Source organism: Nonomuraea mangrovi (assembly GCF_042681425.1).
In the GTDB taxonomy this organism is placed as follows: Bacteria; Actinomycetota; Actinomycetes; order Streptosporangiales; family Streptosporangiaceae; genus Nonomuraea; species Nonomuraea mangrovi.
Window position 1 is genome coordinate 330,148 of record NZ_JBHUFV010000047.1, and the last position, 18,182, is coordinate 348,329.

13 protein-coding genes and 1 pseudogene are annotated in these 18,182 nt (G+C 71.9%); 1 reads left to right on the forward strand and 13 read right to left on the reverse strand.

Features of this window, described 5'->3' with window-relative positions; genetic code table 11:
• Window positions 1-35: 35 nt before the first annotated feature.
• The 12 genes and pseudogenes from ACFSKW_RS31650 to ACFSKW_RS31705 form a co-directional block, all read right to left on the reverse strand.
• Window positions 36-1,364 carry an MFS transporter gene (locus tag ACFSKW_RS31650; protein WP_379576133.1) on the reverse strand — a complete coding sequence of 443 codons (1,329 nt, stop codon included), beginning with the start codon at window positions 1,362-1,364 and terminating at the stop codon, window positions 36-38.
• A gap of 139 nt (window positions 1,365-1,503) precedes the next feature.
• The gene (gene gatB / locus ACFSKW_RS31655; protein ID WP_379576332.1) at window positions 1,504-2,988 is read right to left on the reverse strand and encodes an Asp-tRNA(Asn)/Glu-tRNA(Gln) amidotransferase subunit GatB; all 1,485 of its coding nucleotides are present in this window, start codon (window positions 2,986-2,988) and stop codon (window positions 1,504-1,506) included.
• A gap of 5 nt (window positions 2,989-2,993) precedes the next feature.
• Window positions 2,994-4,484, reverse strand: coding sequence for an Asp-tRNA(Asn)/Glu-tRNA(Gln) amidotransferase subunit GatA (gene gatA / locus ACFSKW_RS31660; RefSeq protein ID WP_379576134.1), 1,491 nt, complete (start codon window positions 4,482-4,484; stop codon window positions 2,994-2,996).
• Window positions 4,481-4,780 (reverse strand): Asp-tRNA(Asn)/Glu-tRNA(Gln) amidotransferase subunit GatC, encoded by a 300-nt coding sequence (gene gatC / locus ACFSKW_RS31665; protein WP_358134594.1) that lies wholly within the window; start codon window positions 4,778-4,780, stop codon window positions 4,481-4,483. The genes gatA and gatC overlap by 4 nt, the downstream gene beginning before the upstream one ends.
• 672 nt (window positions 4,781-5,452) lie before the next feature.
• Window positions 5,453-7,513: a putative bifunctional diguanylate cyclase/phosphodiesterase gene (locus tag ACFSKW_RS31670; protein WP_379576135.1), complete on the reverse strand. Its 2,061-nt coding sequence runs from the start codon at window positions 7,511-7,513 to the stop codon at window positions 5,453-5,455.
• 238 nt (window positions 7,514-7,751) lie between these two features.
• A complete protein-coding gene (locus ACFSKW_RS31675; protein WP_379576136.1) occupies window positions 7,752-7,961 on the reverse strand; it encodes an EF-hand domain-containing protein in 210 nt (69 codons plus the stop codon).
• A 26-nt stretch (window positions 7,962-7,987) separates the two neighbouring features.
• Window positions 7,988-10,168, reverse strand: coding sequence for an NAD-dependent DNA ligase LigA (ligA, locus tag ACFSKW_RS31680; protein ID WP_379576137.1), 2,181 nt, complete (start codon window positions 10,166-10,168; stop codon window positions 7,988-7,990).
• Window positions 10,169-10,252: 84 nt separating this feature from the next.
• Window positions 10,253-10,660 (reverse strand): hypothetical protein, encoded by a 408-nt coding sequence (locus tag ACFSKW_RS31685; protein ID WP_379576138.1) that lies wholly within the window; start codon window positions 10,658-10,660, stop codon window positions 10,253-10,255.
• Between the two features lie 9 nt (window positions 10,661-10,669).
• Entirely contained in the window at window positions 10,670-14,749 is a 4,080-nt protein-coding gene (locus ACFSKW_RS31690) for a caspase, EACC1-associated type (RefSeq protein ID WP_379576139.1), read from the reverse strand.
• 3 nt (window positions 14,750-14,752) lie between these two features.
• The gene (locus ACFSKW_RS31695) at window positions 14,753-15,124 is read right to left on the reverse strand and encodes a hypothetical protein (RefSeq protein ID WP_379576140.1); all 372 of its coding nucleotides are present in this window, start codon (window positions 15,122-15,124) and stop codon (window positions 14,753-14,755) included.
• Between the two features lie 15 nt (window positions 15,125-15,139).
• The gene (locus tag ACFSKW_RS31700) at window positions 15,140-16,105 is read right to left on the reverse strand and encodes a methionine synthase (protein WP_379576141.1); all 966 of its coding nucleotides are present in this window, start codon (window positions 16,103-16,105) and stop codon (window positions 15,140-15,142) included.
• A 9-nt stretch (window positions 16,106-16,114) separates the two neighbouring features.
• Window positions 16,115-16,318, reverse strand: a pseudogene (locus ACFSKW_RS31705) (ATP-binding protein); the annotation flags it as partial.
• A 72-nt stretch (window positions 16,319-16,390) separates the two neighbouring features.
• Here ACFSKW_RS31705 and ACFSKW_RS31710 point away from each other — a divergent pair.
• Window positions 16,391-17,020 carry an MBL fold metallo-hydrolase gene (locus tag ACFSKW_RS31710; RefSeq protein WP_379576142.1) on the forward strand — a complete coding sequence of 210 codons (630 nt, stop codon included), beginning with the start codon at window positions 16,391-16,393 and terminating at the stop codon, window positions 17,018-17,020.
• 41 nt (window positions 17,021-17,061) lie between these two features.
• Here ACFSKW_RS31710 and mnmA read toward each other — a convergent pair whose 3' ends face one another.
• Window positions 17,062-18,120, reverse strand: coding sequence for a tRNA 2-thiouridine(34) synthase MnmA (gene mnmA / locus ACFSKW_RS31715; protein ID WP_379576143.1), 1,059 nt, complete (start codon window positions 18,118-18,120; stop codon window positions 17,062-17,064).
• Window positions 18,121-18,182: the final 62 nt, after the last annotated feature.

An 18,182-nucleotide genomic window follows, 5' to 3' on the forward strand; every position in this document is an offset into this window, starting at 1 on the left:
GGGGAACGGTGACCGTTCCCCGCACGTGGCGCACATCATGACAGACGTGCGAGCGCCGGAGCCTTGGAACCCGGCGAGAGCGGCTGGAAGCGGGGCGCGACCCAGAGGCCCACCAGCGCCATGACGAGCGTGGCAGCGTAGACCGCCCAGTACCCCTGGCCCGCCGCGGCGAACAGCGCGCTGGTCACCGCCACCGACACCACGGAGAACACCGACTCGCCGACCTGGAGTGCCGAGCTGTTGACGCCCTGCTCGCCCGGCTTCGACAGCTCCAGCGTCAGCACCGACAGCGTCGGATAGATCAGGCCCATCCCGAACCCCGTGATGATCCACGCCGGGTAGGCGAACGCGACGGGCACGGCCTCGAAGGTGACCACGCCCATGGCGAGGATGCCGAGCGCGAGCGCGGCGGTGCCGCCGACCAGGTTCGCCGTCCTGCCGAACACCTCACGTCCCTGCAGCCAGGAGGCGAACGACCAGGTCAGCGCGCCACCGGTGAGGGCGAACCCTGCCATCAGCGGCGACATGCCGCGCTCGCTGATCAGCATGAGCGGGACGATCACCTCGGCGGCGAAGAACGCGCCCGCGGAAAGACCGCGCAGGGCCACGACGGCGGGCAGCCCCCTGGCCGCGCGCAGCGTCCCCGCGGGCAGCAGCTTCGGCAGCGCCACCAGCAGCACCACGAGACCCACGACGAGCAGCGGGAGCCTGCCGTCGCTGCCGTACTGCATGAGGCCCGCGCCCACGGCCGTCAGCGCCGCCCACGCGACCTTCCTGCCTAGACCGGGAGCGGGCTCGGCCTGCCCACCCGTGACCGGCTGCCCCGACAGGCCGCGCACCAGGATCAGCGCACCGATGACGGTCAGCACGGGGACGGACAGGAACACCCATCGCCAGCCCAGCGAGTCGACCACCAGCCCGACGATCGCGGGACCGACCATCGAGGGCACGACCCACGCCGTGGCGAACAACGAGAAGATCTTCGGGTGCAGTTCCTCCGGATAGACCCTGGCCACCACCACGTAGAGGGCGACGCTGACCAGCGCGCCGCCGAAGCCCTGCACGAGCCTGCCGGCGATCAGCATCTCCATGCTGGAGGCCAGCCCCGCCAGCAGCAGGCCGCCGATGAACCCGGCCACTCCCGTCCACAGGGGCGCGACCGGGCCCTTCAGGTCGGCCCATCGGCCGCCGAGGACCGTACCGACCACCGCGGCGGCCATCGCGCCGCTGAACGCCAAGCCGTACAAGTGGAGGCCGCCGAGCTCGCGAGCCACGACGGGCATGGCGATCGCCACCGCGATGTACTCGAAGGCCACCAGCGAGACCAACGCCACCAGACCGGCTGTCAGTGATTTGTGCGTCATGACGCCGACGCTACGGACGCACCCCCGCGCGCACATCGTGCGCTGGTCCTAGGCCCTCTCCGTACATCGCCCTAGGCTACGGGACGGCCCCGGCGCGAGGTTCCGCGCCGGGGCCGTCCGGTTCGAACAGCGGGATCGTCTACTCGGAGACGCCGAGCTTCTCCAGGATCAGCTCGCGGGCCCGGGCCGCGTCGGCCTTGCCGCGGCTGGCCTTCATGACACCGCCGACCAGCGCGCCCACCGCCGCGATCTTGCCGGAGCGGACCTTCTCGACCGCGTCGGCGTTGCCGGCGAGGACACCGTCGATGATCGACGCCAGCTCGCCCTCGTCGGCGATCTGCAGGCCGCGCGCCGCGACGACCTCGTCGGGGCCGCCCTCGCCTGAGAGGACGCCGTCGAACGCCTCACGGGCCAGCTTGTCGTTCAGCGCGCCCGAGGCGACCAGTTCGGTCACCCTGGCGACCTGCGCCGGGGTGATGGGCAGCTCGGCCAGCGACGTACCGGCCTCGTTCGCCCTGCGGGCCAGCTCGCCCATCCACCACTTGCGGGCGTCGGCCGCGGGTGCGCCCGCGGCGATCGTGGCCTCCACGATCTCGATGGCGTCGGCGTTGTGCATCGACTCCATGTCGTGGTCGGTCACCCCCCACTCGGCCTGCAGGCGCTTGCGGCGCACCGACGGCAGCTCGGGCAGCTCGGCCTTGAGCTTGGACACCCAGGCGGGGTCGGGGGCGATCGGCACCAGGTCGGGCTCGGGGAAGTAGCGGTAGTCCTGCGCCTCCTCCTTGGACCTGCCGGACGTGGTCGTGCCGGTGTCCTCGTGGAAGTGGCGGGTCTCCTGGGTGATCCTGCCGCCCTCGGCGAGGATCGCCGCCTGCCGCTGGATCTCCCCGCGGACCGACCGCTCGACGCTGCGCAGCGAGTTGACGTTCTTGGTCTCCGTACGGGTGCCCCACTCGGAGGAACCGCGCGGCATGAGCGAGACGTTGACGTCGAACCGCATGGAGCCCTCCTCCATGCGCACGTCGGAGACGCCCAGTGAGCGCATGAGCTCCCGCAGCTCGACGCCGTACGCGCGGGCCACCTCGGGTGCGAGCTTGTCCGTGCCGGGGATCGGCTTGGTGACGATCTCCACCAGCGGGATGCCCGCGCGGTTGTAGTCGACGATGGAGTAGTCGGCGCCGTGGATGCGGCCGGTCGCGCCGCCCACATGGGTGGACTTGCCGGTGTCCTCCTCCAGGTGGACCCGCTCGATCTCGATGCGCACGACCTTGCCCTCGACCTCGACGTCGAGGTAGCCGTCGAAGCAGAGCGGCTCGTCGTACTGCGAGATCTGGTAGTTCTTCGGCATGTCCGGATAGAAGTAGTTCTTCCGGGCGAAGCGGCACCACTCGGCGATGGAGCAGTTCAGCGCCAGGCCGATCCTGATCGTCGACTCGATCGCCTCGACGTTGGCCACGGGAAGCGACCCGGGCAGCGCGAGGCAGGTCGGGCAGGTGTGGGTGTTGGGCGGAGCGCCGAAGGTGGTCGGGCAGCCGCAGAACATCTTCGAGACGGTGCCCAGCTCAACGTGGGTCTCCAGGCCGAGGACCGGCTCGAACCGGTCGATGGCCTCGTCGTATGCCATGACGCTCACAGCGCGGGAGCCTCCTTCAGCAGCGGGCCGCCCCAGCGGCTCTCCAGGGCCTTCTCGACCGCGGCGCCGACCCTGTAGCAGCGGTCGTCGCCCAGCACCGGGGCCATGATCTGCAGGCCGACCGGCAGGTTGTCCTCGTCGGCGAGGCCGACCGGCACCGACATGGCCGCGTTGCCCGCCAGGTTCGACGGGATCGTGCACAGGTCGGCGAGATACATCGCCATCGGGTCGTCGGCGCGCTCGCCGATCGGGAACGCCGTCGTCGGCGTGGTCGGCGAGATCAGCACGTCGACCTGGTGGAAGGCGGCCTCGAAGTCGCGCGCGATGAGCGTGCGGACCTTCTGCGCCTGGCCGTAGTAGGCGTCGTAGTAGCCGCTCGACAGCGCGTAGGTGCCGAGCATGATGCGCCGCTTGACCTCGGGGCCGAAGCCCGCGGCCCTGGTCAGCGCCATGACCTCCTCGGCGCTGCGGGTGCCGTCGTCGCCGACGCGCAGGCCGTACCGCATGGCGTCGAAGCGGGCGAGGTTGGACGAGCACTCCGAGGGGGCGATGAGGTAGTAGGCCGGCAGCGCCGTCGTGAACGACGGGCAGGAGACCTCGACGACCTTCGCGCCCAGCGACTCCAGCAGCTCGACGGCGTCGTGGAAGCGGTTGAGCACGCCCTGCTGGTAGCCCTCGCCGCCGAACTCCTTCACGATGCCGATGCGCATCCCCGCGATGTCGGCGTTCCTGGCCGCCTCCACGACGTCGGGCACGGCCGCGTCGATGGAGGTGGAGTCCATCGGGTCGTGGCCGGAGAAGGCCGCGTGGAGCAGCGCCGCGTCCATGACGTTACGGGCGAAGGGCCCGGGCGTGTCGAGGGAGCTGGCGAAGGCGATCAGGCCGTAACGGGACGAACCGCCGTATGTCGGCTTCATGCCGACGATGCCGGTGACGGCGGCGGGCTGCCTGATCGAGCCGCCGGTGTCGGTGCCGGTGGACAGCGGCGCCTCGTAGGCGGACACGGCCGCGCTCGACCCGCCCGACGAACCACCGGGGATCTTGGAGAGGTCCCAGGGGTTGCGGGTGACGTGGTAGGCGGAGTTCTCGGTGGAGGAGCCCATCGCGAACTCGTCGAGGTTGGTCTTGCCGAGGATGACCAGGCCCGCCTGGCGCAGCCGCGCGGTCACGGTCGCGTCGTACGGCGGGCGCCACCCCTCGAGGATCTTGGAGGCGGCCGTGGTCGGCATGTCCTTGGTGGTGAAGATGTCCTTGTGCGCGATCGGCACGCCGGCGAGCGGGCCGAGCTTCTCCCCTGCCGCCAGCCTGGCGTCGACCGTACGGGCCTGCTCCAGCGTGACCTCGCGGTCGACGTGGAGGAAGGCCTGGACCTTCGGCTCGACCTGCTCGATGCGGTCGAGGTGCGCCTCGGCGACCTCGACGGCGCTGGCCTCGCCCGTGGCGATCAGCGCGCCCAGCTCGGCGGCGGACTTGTGGATCAGACTCATGCTTCCTCCCCGAGAATGCGCGGAACCCGGAAGCGGTCGTCCTCGACGGCCGGAGCACCCGAAAGCGCCTGCTCGGGAGTGAGGGACGGTCGCACCTCGTCGGCACGGAAGACATTGGTCAGCGGGAGCGCGTGCGACGAAGGCGGGACGTCTTCAGCGGCGACCTCGGCCACCTTCGCGACCGCGGCGATGATGTCATCGAGCTGGGTGGCGTAGTGGTCGAGCTCGTCGTCGGAGATCGCCAGCCGGGACAACCGGGCCAGGTGCGCGACCTCGTCGCGGGTTATGGCGGACATGAGTCGTTGAACCCGTTTCGTGGATGGAGTTTGGACAGTGTCATCCTAGGGCTCTTGACGCAGGGTGGCCGACCCATTATCACGCCCGTAACACGATCACCGTGCGTTTCTCCCCTGCCGCCGCCCTCGACACCCTGCGGCGGACGCCGGCCGCGAGACGGCCACCATCCGTTCTGGGGTGCACCCCGGGCCCTCGACCGGAACGATGAGACCCGGCCACGGCGGCGAAGCCGAGCACCTCCTGGACCCCCGAGGACCACGTCGACCCGAGCGCCGCGCCGACCCACGCGCCGCGTCAACCCGAGCGCCGTGTCGACCTGAGCGCCGTGTCGACCTGAGCGCCGTGTCGACCGGCGGTGGCGCACACCCCCGGGTGGCGGCGACCCGAGGACGCCGACGACCACCCGAGATGGGCGGTGACCCGTGGGGGTGCCAACCGCCGGGGCAAGTGACACGCAGGTGGAGCACGTTCCTGGGGTGGCGGGATCGCACGAAGGTGGAGCACGCGTCCCGGGGTGACGATCGCACGAAGGTGGTGTACGGGTCCCGGGTGGCGGGATCGCACGAAGGTGGTGCGCGCCATCGAGGGCGACGGTGAGTCGGGACGGCGGGTCCGAGGGTGGCGGCCCTCACCGTGGGATGCGGGAGAGCCGCCCCAGTGGCGGGCGCGGGTCAGACGGTTTGGGTGATCTCCACGTAGTCGATCTCCCGGACCCCGACCCGTTCCCTCAGCCACACCGTCGCGTCGGCCGGCGCCATGGCACGGCCGAACAGCCAGCCCTGGCCCATGTCGCATCCCATGTCGGCCAGCCGGAGCGCGATGTCGTCCGACTCCACCCCTTCGGCCACCGACCGCAGCCCCAGCGACCGCACCAGGTCCACGATCGAGCGGACGATCCGCTCGTCGTCCTCCGAGCACGCGAGCCGCTGCACGAACGACGCGTCGATCTTCACCTCGGACGCGGCCAGCCGCTGCAGCCTGATCAGCGACGAGTAGCCGGTGCCGAAGTCGTCCAGGGCCAGCGGAACCCCGAGCGCCGCCAGCGCCTTGATCGTCTCGTGGGTGTAGGCCTGATCGCCCATCAGGATCCGCTCGGTGACCTCGAGCTGAATGGCCTCCGGCGGCAGCCTGAAGCGGGACAGCCCCGCCTCCAGCTGGTCGGGCAGCGCGGAGTCGAGCAGGTCGCGGGCGGAGACGTTCACCGAGATCTGGACATGCAGCCCGGTGTGCCACCACCGGGCCGCCTGCTCCATGACCGCGTCGATGACGTATTCGGTGATCTGCCGCATCAGGTAGGACTGCTCGGCCAGCGGGATGAAGTCGGCCGGCGAGATCGGCCCTCGTACGGGGTGCCGCCAGCGCAGCAGCGCCTCCATGCCGCGCACCTCGCCCGTGGTCAGGTCGACCTTGGGCTGGTAGTGCAGGCGCAGCTCCCGGTTGTCGACCGCGCGGCGCAGGTCGCCGAGCAGACCGAGACGTTCGGGCGAGTTGCGGTCCTTGTCGGGCTGGTAGAGCTCGACGCCTGTGCGGCCCTCCTTGGCCAGGTACATCGCCACGTCGGCCCGCTGCAGCAGCAGCTCGAAGTCAGGCGCGTGGTCGGGGAAGAGGGCGATGCCGACCGAGCCGTCCATGTCGAACGTCATGCCCTCCAGGCGCACGGGCTCGGTCAGCGCGGCCCTGAGCCTGGCGGCGACCTCCCTGGCCGCGTGGGTGTCCCTTATGGACGGCAGCAGCACCGCGAACTCGTCGCCACCGAGGCGCGCGACGACGTCGCCGGGCCGTACGGAATGGGTCAGCCGGTGGGCCACCATCTGGAGGAGCCGGTCGCCGACCGGGTGTCCCATGGTGTCGTTGACTTCCTTGAACCTGTCGAGGTCGATCAGGAACAGGCCCACCCGCTCGTCCTGGCGGCACTCGGCGAGCGCCTCCTCCGTCGAGACGATCAGCATCTTGCGGTTCGGCAGCCCGGTCAGCTCGTCGTGCATGGCCTGGTGGTCGCGGCGCATGGACAGGGTGGCGGTGAAGTAGACGGCCGCCAGCGGCGCCACGAACAGCGGCACCAGCCCCGGCGAGTCCTGCATGACGACGACGACCAGCGGTGCGAGCCCGAGCAGCCCGGTGTAGACCAGCGCCTGGGGGCCGACCGTCGCGCGCAGGACCCTGCTGAGCGAGCGGCGCTCGTGCAGCGCGACCGCCCCGCACACGAGCAGCGCACGCGCGGTGAAGTAGGCGACCCCTGACAGCGCGATCGGGACCAGCGCGAAGCCGACGGGCACCCAGGGGGCCGAGGGGCTCGGCACGATCCCGAACATCCCCAGCACCACGGCGCCCGCGGTGAACGCCAGCGTCGCCTGGGCGATGTTGAACATCACCCTGTGCCAGGCCTTACGGGTGACGATCCCGTTGACCGTGATGCCGACCACCTGCATGAGCACGGCCACCGGCAGTCCGAAGTGCAGTAACACGGCGAAGGTGAACATGGTCGCCGGGTAGGTGCCGCCCACGGCGGTCGCCGAGGACACCATCACGGGGCGCAGCTCGCCCAGCACCACCAGCACGGCCAGGACCCAGAACAGCGGCGTCCTCGCCAGCTGGACCAGGTCGGCAGGGTCGAGCCGCAGCTCGGCCACGAGCAGGGCGGTGAAGCCGATCACGGAGACGCCGGCAAGGAAGGCCCACAGCGGGCTTCCTACGCGTGGTCCCGTGTCGCGCGTGTCATTTGGGTCGGTCATCGGTAACAGAACCCCCAAGAGGTCACTATGGGAGGGTACGACCTCCACCCCACTTCCCGAAACCACCCGCCTACGTTCCGTCACGCCAATTGCCCATATTTAGGAGCAAGTAGCGCCTTATTTCCGTTTTTGTACGACAGAGGTGCCCCCTGGTCACCACCGCCCCATCCCCTGGGACGCCCCCTTGACATCAAGGGGCGGCCGCCCTCACAGCCGCCCCATCCCCACCCGCCGCGGCTCACCCCATGAGCCGGACGAACTCCTCGAAGGAGATGCTGCCGTCGCCGTCCGCGTCGGCGTTCTGCTCCAGCGAGGCGAGCGCCTCGCCGGGCAGGCCGGGGAAGTGGCGAAGGAACTCCGCCTGGCTGATGAAACCGTCGCCGCTGGCATCGATCGCGTCGAAGGTCCGGCGCAGCTCCGCGAGCCGCTCACCGCCGAGATCCGACATATGTGCCCCCTTTCCGGTGGAGAGGGCTATTCTTCCGGTTTCACCGCCGCCTCCGCAGCGGCTTCGGCACCCTGCTCCAGCAGGACGCGGAAACCGGCCTCGTCGAGGATGGGCACCCCGAGGCTGACCGCCTTGTCATACTTCGACCCGGCGTTCTCCCCCACCACCACGAAGGCGGTCTTCTTCGACACCGATCCGGACACCTTGCCGCCCCTGCTGGTGATGGCCTCGGCGGCGGAATCGCGGGTGAAGCCCTCGAGGGTGCCGGTGACCACGAAGGTGAGGCCTTCGAGGATCTGCGGGCCCTTCTCAGGAGCCGGCTCGTCCTCCATGCGGACGCCCGCCGCCTTCCACCGCTCGACGATCTCGCGGTGCCAGTCGACCTCGAACCACTCGCGGATGGTGGCGGCCACGCGGGGGCCGATGTCCTCGACCGCGGCCAGCTCCTCCTCCGAGGCGTTCATGATCGCGTCGATGGAGCGCATCGCCTCAGCGAGCTTGCGGGCGGTGGGCGGCCCGATGTGGCGGATCGACAGCGCGACCAGCACCCGCCACAGCGGCACCTGCTTGGCCCTCTCCAGCTCGTCGATGAGCTTCAGCGCGTTCTGGCTGGCCTCACCGTTGACGTTGGAGAAGAACGAGACGACCTTGGGCTCGCCGGTCTTCGGGTCGATCTTGGGCAGCCCCGTCTCCTGGTCGCGCACCACGGACCTGACAGGGATGAGCTGCTCCAGCGTGAGGTCGAACAGGTCGGCCTCGGTGCGCAGCACCGGTTCCTGCTCGGGGACGGGCTGGCTGAGCGCGGTGGCGGCGACGTAGCCGAGACCATCGATGTCGAGCGCGTACCGCCCTGCCGCGAAGTAGAGACGCTCGCGGATCTGCGCGGGGCAGGAGCGGGCGTTGGGGCAGCGCAGGTCGGCGTCGCCCTCCTTCTCGTAAGCCAGCTCGGTGCCGCACTCGGGGCAGTGGGTCGGCATGACGAACGCCCGCTCGGAGCCGTCGCGCAGCGGCGTCACAGGCCCGACGATCTCGGGGATGACGTCGCCCGCCTTGCGCAGCACGACCGTGTCGCCGATGAGCACGCCCTTCTTGACCACGATCGCGGCGTTGTGGAGGGTGGCCCGCTCGACCGTGGACCCGGCCACGACCACGGGCTCCATCACCGCGTACGGCGTGACACGACCCGTGCGCCCCACACCCACCTCGATGTCGCGGAGCTTGGTGTTGACCTCCTCCGGCGGGTACTTGTAGGCGATCGCCCAGCGCGGCGCCCGCGACGTGGAGCCGAGCTCCCGCTGTGTCCTGATCTTGTCGACCTTCACCACCACGCCGTCGATCTCGTAGGCGGGGTCGTGGCGGTGCTCGCGGTAGTGCTCGATGAAGTCGTTGATGCCCGTCACGTCGGGCACCACCCGGTAGAGATCGCTCACCGGCAGGCCGAACTCGCGCAACCGGTCGTAGACCTGCGACTGGGCCTGCGCCTCGGCCGCGCCCTCCCAGACGCCCACGCCGTGGACGAGCATCCGCAGCGGCCGCTGCGCGGTGATGCGGGGGTCCTTCTGCCGCAGGGTGCCCGCCGCGGCGTTGCGCGGGTTGGCGAACGGCGGCTTGGCCTGCTCGACCAGTTGCTCGTTGAGCTTCTTGAACTCCTCGACCGGGATGTAGACCTCGCCCCGCACCTCGACCAGCGAGGGGAGGTCGTCGCCTTCGAGCCTGTGGGGGATGCCCTTGATCGTGCGGACGTTGGCCGTCACGTCGTCACCCGTGCGCCCGTCGCCTCTGGTGGCGCCGCGTTCCAGCTTGCCGTCCCTGTAGACGAGCGCGATCGCCAGCCCGTCGATCTTCAGCTCGCACAGGTAGGGCCCGGGGTCGCCCTCGGCCAGCCGCTCCGCCCTGACCTGCCAGGCCGCGATGTCGGCGTCGTTGAAGGCGTTGTCGAGGCTCTCCATCTTCTGCAGGTGCTGCACCTTGGCGAAGTCGCCGGAGACGGGCGCGCCGACCTTCTGCGTCGGCGAGTCAGGCGTCTGGAGCGTGGGGTGCGCCTGCTCGAGCGCGAGGAGCTCGTTGAACCACGCGTCGAACTCCGCGTCGCTCACCGTGGGCTGGTCGAGGACGTAATAGCGCCAGCGCGCCTCCTCGACCAGCTCGCTCAGCTCGGCGTGGCGCTTCAGCGCGTCCACGGGCACGCCCTCGACCTCGGCGCTCATCGGCACACTCCCTCCGTCAAACCTGAGAGAACGCTATCTCGGAGCACCGACAGTTGGCTCCCGCCCGGCCATGCCGTTCATCACTCAGATCAGCCGGGTCCACGAGGTGGAGCACGCCCCGGCGGGCGGCGAGGTCGCCGGCCTCACACACAGCTGCGCCCACGCGCGCTCGACGCCGTTCCTGGTGAAGGTGGGCAGCGCCCTGGTCCTGTTCGAGCAGTTGCGGTTGGTGGCTGCCTGCCACCGGGTGACGACCCGCCTGGCCGAGTCCTCCTGGAGGCGGACCAGCAGGATCACCCACGTGCACTTCTCGTCGTGGGCGTCGCTGACCTGGGGCAGCCTGACGGTCAGCCTGCCCGCGCCGATCGAGGCGTTGACGCTGGCCCAGTTGCCCGACGGCCCGTGGACCGTGGTGACCGAGGAGGCGTGGGCAGGGGCGGCCGTGAGGACGAGGCCGGTCAGCAGAGCGGTGGCTAAGAGTGGCTTTCTCATGGTCATCTCCTAAGGACACGATCGTTGGTAGGGAAGCCCGCCGGTCAGGCGCGTCCACTCCCCTTCGTCGAAACCGCCGTGCGCGATCCCGCACGCGGCCGCCACGGGGTCGCGCAGCACGGCGGCGTAGGACGCGAGGTCCCACACGACGGCTCCTGTCTCGGCGCCGACGGCGAACATCCGCCTGCCGTCGGCGCTCAGCGTGACCGCGTCGGCCGCCGGCAGCGTGGCGTACCTGCGCGCCTGGCCGGACGACTCCAGGCGCCACAGGCTGACGGGCCCGCCGCCCGCACCCGTGTACGCCACGGCCGAGCCGAGGGCGAAGCCGACGGACGAGACCACGGCGCCGTCGTTGGCCAGGCCGGCCAGACGGACGGGCCGCACGGGATCGGAGACGTCCCACAGCGTGGCGAGCTTCGCGCTGCCACCGATGAGCAGCCTGCGCCCGTCGGATGACAGGGCGGCCGAGACGATCCCGGAGGGGTCGGCGGCGAACGACCCCGCGAGCACCGGCCTTCCAGGCTCCTCGAGTGTCCACAGCCTGACCAGGCCATGGGCGTCGCCGGTGGCGGCCAGCCGCCCGTCCCCGCTGAGCGCGACGGCGTCCACCGAGCCGGCAGGGCCCGCGCCCCGCGGCAGCGGTACGGGATCGGAGGTCGGGCCGGGCCACAGCGTCGCGCTGCCGTCCTCCGCGCCGACCATGGCCATGCCGCCCGTGGTCGCGGCCGCCGTGACCCTGGCCCCGGGCGGCCGGGTAACCGGCCGACCGGCCGGCGGGGTGTCCGGCGGGGTGGCGCCGGCCTTCCACATGACGGCGCTGCCGTCCTCCCTGCCGACCAGCACGGCGGTGCCGTCCACGGCCAGCGCCGACACCTCTCCCGCGTCCTCGGCGAGGGCCGCGGCTCTCGTGAGGCCGGAGCCCAGCTCCCACAGCGTGACCGCGTGCTCGGCCGTCACCGTCACCAGCCGTCCGCCGTCGCCGGCGAGCGCCCCTCGCCCGACGTCCGGCTGCGGCAGCCGCGCCAGTACGGCGGGCGGCCGCAACCTGGCGGTCTCCCACAGGACCGTCATGCCGTCGCTGTCGGTGGTCACCAGGTCGGAGGTGACGGGGTCGAAGGCCGCGGCCGTGATCCCGCCGGTGCGCCCGCCGACCACGGCCCGTTGGACCGGCGCGCCCTCGCTCACCTCCCAGACGATCGTGCGCCCGTCACCGCCCGCCGTGGCCAGGAGCCTGCCGTCGCCGTTGAAGGCCACGGCGTTCACCGCGGAGGCGTGTCCCGCCAGATCGGCCACCAGCCTCGGCCTGGCCCCCTCGATGTTCCACAGGTAGGCGCGCGAGCGCTGCCCGCTCGTGGCGATCGACCTGCCGTCGGGGCTGACCGCGATCGCCCAGGTGACCTGCGCCTGTTCCCCTTCGACGGGCGCCGGGGACGAGAAGCGCACGGCGCTCCCGTCGGCGGGCGTCCACAGCGTGCAGTCGGTGAACCTGGTGGAGGTGACGACGCGCCTGCCGTCCCTCGTGAAGGCCACGGACCTGACGGGGTCATCCTTTCTCGTCTCCAGGACGGCCTCCGCCCGGTCACCGCCGACCGGCCACACGAGCGCGCCCTCGGCCGCGCCCAGCGCGAGCCGCCCGCCGTCCGGGCTGAACGCCAGCGCGTAGACCCTCCCGTGGCCCGGTTCGAGCGTGTCCGTCCGCGCCCAGTCGGACACCCGCCAGACGATCACGATGCCGTCGTCCCCGCCGGTGACCAGCGTGCGGCCGTCGGGGCTGAACGCCGCCGCTCGCACGTTGCCGGCGTGGCCGCGCAGCGCCGCGAGGCGTACGGGGGCGTGAGGCCGGGAGGTGTCCCACACCTCGGCCGTCCCCTCCAGGCCCACGGTCGCCACCGTCCGGCCCGCAGGGCTGTAGGCGAGGCCCAGCAGGTCCTGGTCCGCGCCCTTCAGCCTGGCCCCGTAGGAGGTGCCGGCGAGCAGGCCGACCAGCGCGGCCTCGTGGCGCTCGCCAGGCTCGACGGCGAGCGCGGCGAGGGCCAGGCGGAGCGCGGCCGGCGGATCGGCCTGGATCTGGGCGTTGGCCTGCAGGACGAGGGCGCGGGCGGTCGCGCTCCTGCGCGCGGCTTCGGCGCTGCCGTACAGGTGGAGGGCGATGCCGCCGGCGGCCACCGACAGGACCAGCAGGACGCCCAGCACGGCCGACAGCAGCACCCTGCGCCTGGCGCGGCGGCGGGCGGCGAGGATCTCGCGCTCCTCCAAGGCGAGCGAGGCGTCGAGGAAGGCGCGGGCGGCCGGGCCCACCGGCCTGCCCTCGGCCCACTCGCGGGCGAGCGACAGCCTGGCCCCCCGGTACAGGCCAGCGTCGTCGCCGGCCCATGCCGCCGCGGACTCCAGCACGCGCTGCTCGACGAGCAGGCCGGTCCTGTCGGAGTCGAGCCAGCCGCGCAGCGCGGGCCAGGCCGTCAGGAGCGCCTCGTGCGTGATGGCGACGGCGACGCCGTCGATGGTGATGAGCCTGGCGGTGTCGGCGGCGAAGGCGTCGATCACTTCGCAGGCCGCCAGCGCGTCGGGCACCTCGGCCAGCAGCCGGTCCAGGTCCGCCCGCCGCCGGGTGTCGTCGGTGCCCTCGCCCACGTGGACCAGGCGCAGGAAGACCGCACGGGCCGCCTCCGGTGAGGGCAGCGAGGCGAGGACGTCGTCCGCCGTGGCGGCCAGCGCGCCGCCGATGCCGCCTGCGGCCTGGTAGCCGGCCACCGTCAGCGTGCCGCCGCGCCGCCGCTGCCAGGTGACCAGCAGGGCGTGGGACAGCAGCGGGAGCCGTCCCGGCTCCGTGCCGAGGTCGCGCAGCAGCAGCTCGACCAGGCCGGGTTCGAGGGTGAGCCCGGCAGCCAGCGCGGGCCGCTCGACGGCCGCGCGGAGCTCGTCGGCGCTCATCGGACCCACGACGACGGGCCCGCGCTCCAGACCGGCCCTCAGCTCGGGTACGGCGGCGCACCTGCCGAGGAAGTCGGCGCGCACGCCCAGCACGACCCGCCCCGTGAACCCGGGGAGGGTCCCCGCGATGAACGCCTCCTCGAACTGGTCCACCACCAGCACGTCCACGTCCGGGGGAACGGGCTCCGACGGCGTGATCACCGCTATCGAGGTGCCCGCCGCGCGCTGCTTCAGCGCGGGCACGAGCCCCGCCCTCAACAGCGAGGACTTCCCCGAGCCCGACGCCCCTGTGACGATCAGCGGCTCCGGGTCGTCCAGCCGCCTGACCAGCGTCTCCACCAGGCGTTCCCTGCCGAAGAACAGCGCCGCGTCCGCCGTCCCGAACGCCTCCAGCCCCTTGTAGGGCGAGCCGTCGAAGGACGCCGCGGGCGCCTGCCGTACCGGAGGGTGCCCGGCCGAGGGTGCGCGGAGCAGCACCAGTTCGCCGGCTCTCCCCGTGGTGCGGACGCGCGGCCTGGGAAAGCCCGCGGCGGGGAGGTCCCTGCTGAGGTGGCGGTGCAGGCCGGCGAGGGTCAGCACGGGCGGTGGCGCGGACAGCAGCCGCAGCAGCGCGCCGCTGAAGGCGGTGTGGCGCATCCCCTCGGGGGCGAAGGAGGGCTCGCTGCGTCCCGCCGAGGTCAGCACGTAGGCGCCGGAGATCTCCGCCACGTCCCACGGGTCCGACATGCCGTCGATGGCCCGCCCGGAGAAGCAGCAGTCGAGGACGACGACGAGCGGCCCCTCCACGTTGTCGAGCAGGTAGCGGCGTAACAGGTCGTACGGCAGCGCCGTGTGCTCGAGGCCGAGGGGGCGCGAGACGGTCTCCGCCGCCGCCAGGTGGAGCGCGCCACGCCTGCTGACCAGGCCGTGCCCGGCGTAGTAGACGATCAGCGGCCCTTCGGCGGACGCGGCGGAGGCGATCGCGTCGCCCATCTCGCGCGGCGAGGCGGGATCGAGGACGACCCGCGCCGAGGCGAGCCCGCACCTCGTCAGGAGCGCCTCGCGCAGGTCGTCGAGCGTGCGCGCCACCGCGGGCAGATCGGGCAGGTCCGACCCGGGGGCGTGCGTGCCGGTGCCCAGGAGCAGCGCGCTCGCGCCCTCGAAGTCACCGGCCGTCACGCGTCAGCCCCCCTGCGCCCACACCCCGTCCCAGCCGGAGCACCTGCCGGTGGGCTTGGTGGAGGTCCCGCGGCAGACCCTGCCCTCCATCGAGAGCATCGTCCCCGGCTTGAAGGCGAACTTCAACGCCCTGTTCGAGCAGTTCTTGATGGTCTTGGACCTGTGCGCGCCGACGTCGGTCGTCCACCTGAACGCGAGCCACGAGCAGCCCTTGCCCGTGTCGGTGAGCCTGCCCGAGACGGTGAAGACGGACCCGTCGAGGGTGACCAGGCCATGGGCCCTGCCCGCCGCGTTCGTGGCGGAGACGGGACCCCAGTGCCACACCTGTGGGGGCGCGGCGAGCACGGCGACCAGCGCGATGGCGGGGAGCATCATGCCCTCATGGATAGCTCACCCCGCTTGCAGGGCTCTTGCCGTCTCTCTCAACTTCGACAAGGCCAGGCGGGCGTACGCCGGTGACGCCCCCGCCAGGCCGCAGGCGGGTGTGAGGACCACCCTGTTCTGGAGCTCCTCGGCGGCGAAGCCGAGCCGCTCCCACAGCTCCACGGCGGGCTTGGCGATCACCTTGAGGTCGGGCAGCCTGGTGTCGACGCCAGGCACCACGCCGAGGAAGAAGTCGACGCCCGCCTCCACGGCCTCGCCGATCGGGTCCTCGTCGCGCCGGGACAGCAGCGACGCGTCCAGCGAGACGGCCCGCACGCCCGCCCTGCGCAGCAGCGCGATCGGCACCCTCGGCGCGCAGCAGTGCACGACCGCCCCAGGGAACAGCCGCAGCGACTGCTCCACCCGCCAGTCCTCCACCGCGGCCAGCCGCCCGAACCCCGAGGCCGTCGGGACGGTGCCCGCCAGCACCCCCGGCAGTCCCGGCTCGTCGAGCTGCAGGACGATCTCGGTGACGCCGGGCACCCGCCTGCGCACGCTCGCGACGTGGTCGGCCACCCCCTGCGCCAGCGAGTCCGTGAGGTCCCTGACGGCGCCGGGGTCGGACAGCATCTTGTCGCCGTGGCGCAGCTCGATCGCCGCGGCGAGCGTCCACGGCCCGCACACCTGCAGCTTCAGCGGGCCCGCGTAGCCCTCCGCGACCTCCTCGAGCCCGTCGAGGTCGCGTGCCAGGTGGTCGACGGCCCTGCGGTGGTCGCGGCCCGGGCGGGAGGCGAGCCGCCAGCCCGAGGGCTGGACCTCCACCGGCAGGTCGACGAGCAGCGAGGCCGTGCGGCCGACCATGTCGGCGCCGACGCCCCTTCCCGGCAGTTCGGGCAGGTACGGCAGGCCGGGCAGCTCCCCGAACACCGTCCTGAGGGCCTCGAGATGGTCCTCACCGGGGTGCGATCCGATACCGCTTGCGCCAAAAGACATGGGCCCAGCCTAGAGCGGCAGCCGGGCCGTCACCTCCGTACCGCCGCCCTCCCGTCTGCCTGCCGTACAGGCACCGCCCGTCTCGGCCGCGCGTTCCCTCATCGAGGTCAGCCCGACGCCCGCGGGCGGGGACGCCGGCAGTCCGATCCCGTCGTCGGAGACGACCACGCGCAGCTCGTCGCCGGTGCGCAGCAGCCGCACCAGGCACGCCGTGGCCCTGGCGTGATCCTAGGCGCGGGATGTCCCGCCGTCACGGGACAGGAGCCCTGACCTATCGTGGGGAGGATGAAGCTCACCAAATACGGTCACGCGTGCGTCAGGATCGAGAAGGACGGCAAGGTCCTCGTCATCGACCCCGGCACGTTCAGCGATGCCGCCGCCCTCGACGGGGCCGACGCCGTGCTGATCACCCACAACCACTTCGACCATGCCGACCGGGACAAGCTGCTCACCCTGTCGCCCGAGGTCACGGTGTGGACGTGTGAGGGGGTCGCGTCGGGCGCGGCCGAGGGGCTGCGCGTCCAGACCGTACGGCACGGCGACGCGTTCGAGGACGCGGGGTTCTCGGTGAAGGTGTTCGGCGAGTGGCACGCGGCCAACCACCCCGACGTGCCGATCGTGGACAACGTCGGGTTCCTGGTGGACGAGGAGCTGTTCTACCCGGGCGACGCGTTCACGGTGCCGCCGGCTGAGGTCGGGACGCTGCTCGTGCCCACGGGGGCGCCGTGGTTGAAGCTGTCGGAGGTCATCGAGTACCTGCGCACGGTGAAGCCCGCCCGGGCGTACTCGACCCACGACGCCCTGTACAGCGAGGCCGGGCTGGGACTGGTGGACAACTGGCTGAAGATGGAGGCCGACAAGCAGGGGGCGGACATCCGCCGCCTGGCGGTCGGTGACTCCGTGACGCTGTCCTGACCCGCTGACCTCGGCGGGACCGCCCGAGCCCCGCCGGTTCGTCAGGAGGCGGTGGAGATGGTGGCGGAGCCGATGACCGTGTCGCCCGAGTAGAGCACGGCCGCCTGCCCCGCCGCCACCCCGGTCGCGGGCCTGTCGAGGCTGATGACGACCTGGCCGTCCCGCTCCTCGAAGTGGCAGCCGTACACCTCGCCGTGCGCCCGCAGCTGCACCGACAGGTCGTCGAAGCGGTCGGGCCCGTTCCACACCGGCCTGGTGCAGACGATCTCGGAGACCTGCAGCGCCTCCCTCGGCCCGACGGTCACCGTGTTGGACACCGGCTCGATCGACAGCACGTAGCGCGGCCTGCCGTCGGCGGTGGGACGGTCGATGTGGAGGCCCTTGCGCTGGCCGACCGTGAACGCGTAGGCGCCCTCGTGTGAGCCGACGACCGCCCCCTCCTGGTCGACGATGCTGCCCGGCTCCTGGCCGAGCCGCTTGGCGAGGAAGCCGCGCGTGTCGCCGTCGGCGATGAAGCAGATGTCGTGGCTGTCGGGCTTGTCGGCGACGGTCAGGCCACGCCTGGCCGCCTCCACGCGCACCTCGGCCTTGGTGGAGTGGCCCAGAGGGAAGATCGCGTGCTTGAGCTGCTCCCTGGTGAGCACGCCGAGCACGTAGGACTGGTCCTTGCCCTGGTCGACGCTCCTGGACAGCACGCCGTCCTCGAGCTTGGCGTGGTGGCCGGTCGCCACCGCGTCGAAGCCCAGCGCCAGCGCCCTGTCGAGCACCGCCTCGAACTTGATCTTCTCGTTGCAGCGCAGGCACGGGTTCGGGGTACGGCCCGCGGCGTACTCGGCCACGAAGTCCTCGACCACGTCGCGCTGGAAGCGCTCGGCCATGTCCCAGATGTAGAACGGGATGCCGATCACGTCGGCGGCGCGGCGGGCGTCCCTGGAGTCCTCGACCGTGCAGCAACCCCTGGCGCCCGTGCGGTGGGATTGCGGATTGGCCGAGAGCGCCAGATGCACACCGGTGACATCGTGACCGGCCTCGGCGATCCGAGCGGCGGCCACGGCGGAATCGACGCCGCCCGACATGGCGGCAAGCACACGCAGTCCCATGACGTTTCGAGACTACCGTCCGCCGGTGGCTTCCCGACCCCGCGGGCGGCCCTTCGGCGGTG

Excerpts from the sequence above, each read along its gene's own strand:
- ligA (WP_379576137.1), bottom strand. The coding sequence starts at position 10,168 with ATGAGCGCCGAGGTCGAGGGCGTGCCCGTGGACGCGCTGAAGCGCCAC.
- ACFSKW_RS31700 (WP_379576141.1), bottom strand. The coding sequence starts at position 16,105 with ATGTCTTTTGGCGCAAGCGGTATCGGATCGCACCCCGGTGAGGACCAT.
- ACFSKW_RS31650 (WP_379576133.1), bottom strand. The coding sequence starts at position 1,364 with ATGACGCACAAATCACTGACAGCCGGTCTGGTGGCGTTGGTCTCGCTG.
- ACFSKW_RS31695 (WP_379576140.1), bottom strand. The coding sequence starts at position 15,124 with ATGATGCTCCCCGCCATCGCGCTGGTCGCCGTGCTCGCCGCGCCCCCA.
- ACFSKW_RS31675 (WP_379576136.1), bottom strand. The coding sequence starts at position 7,961 with ATGTCGGATCTCGGCGGTGAGCGGCTCGCGGAGCTGCGCCGGACCTTC.
- gatA (WP_379576134.1), bottom strand. The coding sequence starts at position 4,484 with ATGAGTCTGATCCACAAGTCCGCCGCCGAGCTGGGCGCGCTGATCGCC.
- gatB (WP_379576332.1), bottom strand. The coding sequence starts at position 2,988 with ATGGCATACGACGAGGCCATCGACCGGTTCGAGCCGGTCCTCGGCCTG.
- gatC (WP_358134594.1), bottom strand. The coding sequence starts at position 4,780 with ATGTCCGCCATAACCCGCGACGAGGTCGCGCACCTGGCCCGGTTGTCC.
- mnmA (WP_379576143.1), bottom strand. The coding sequence starts at position 18,120 with ATGGGACTGCGTGTGCTTGCCGCCATGTCGGGCGGCGTCGATTCCGCC.
- ACFSKW_RS31670 (WP_379576135.1), bottom strand. The coding sequence starts at position 7,513 with ATGACCGACCCAAATGACACGCGCGACACGGGACCACGCGTAGGAAGC.
- ACFSKW_RS31710 (WP_379576142.1), top strand. The coding sequence starts at position 16,391 with ATGAAGCTCACCAAATACGGTCACGCGTGCGTCAGGATCGAGAAGGAC.
- ACFSKW_RS31685 (WP_379576138.1), bottom strand. The coding sequence starts at position 10,660 with ATGAGAAAGCCACTCTTAGCCACCGCTCTGCTGACCGGCCTCGTCCTC.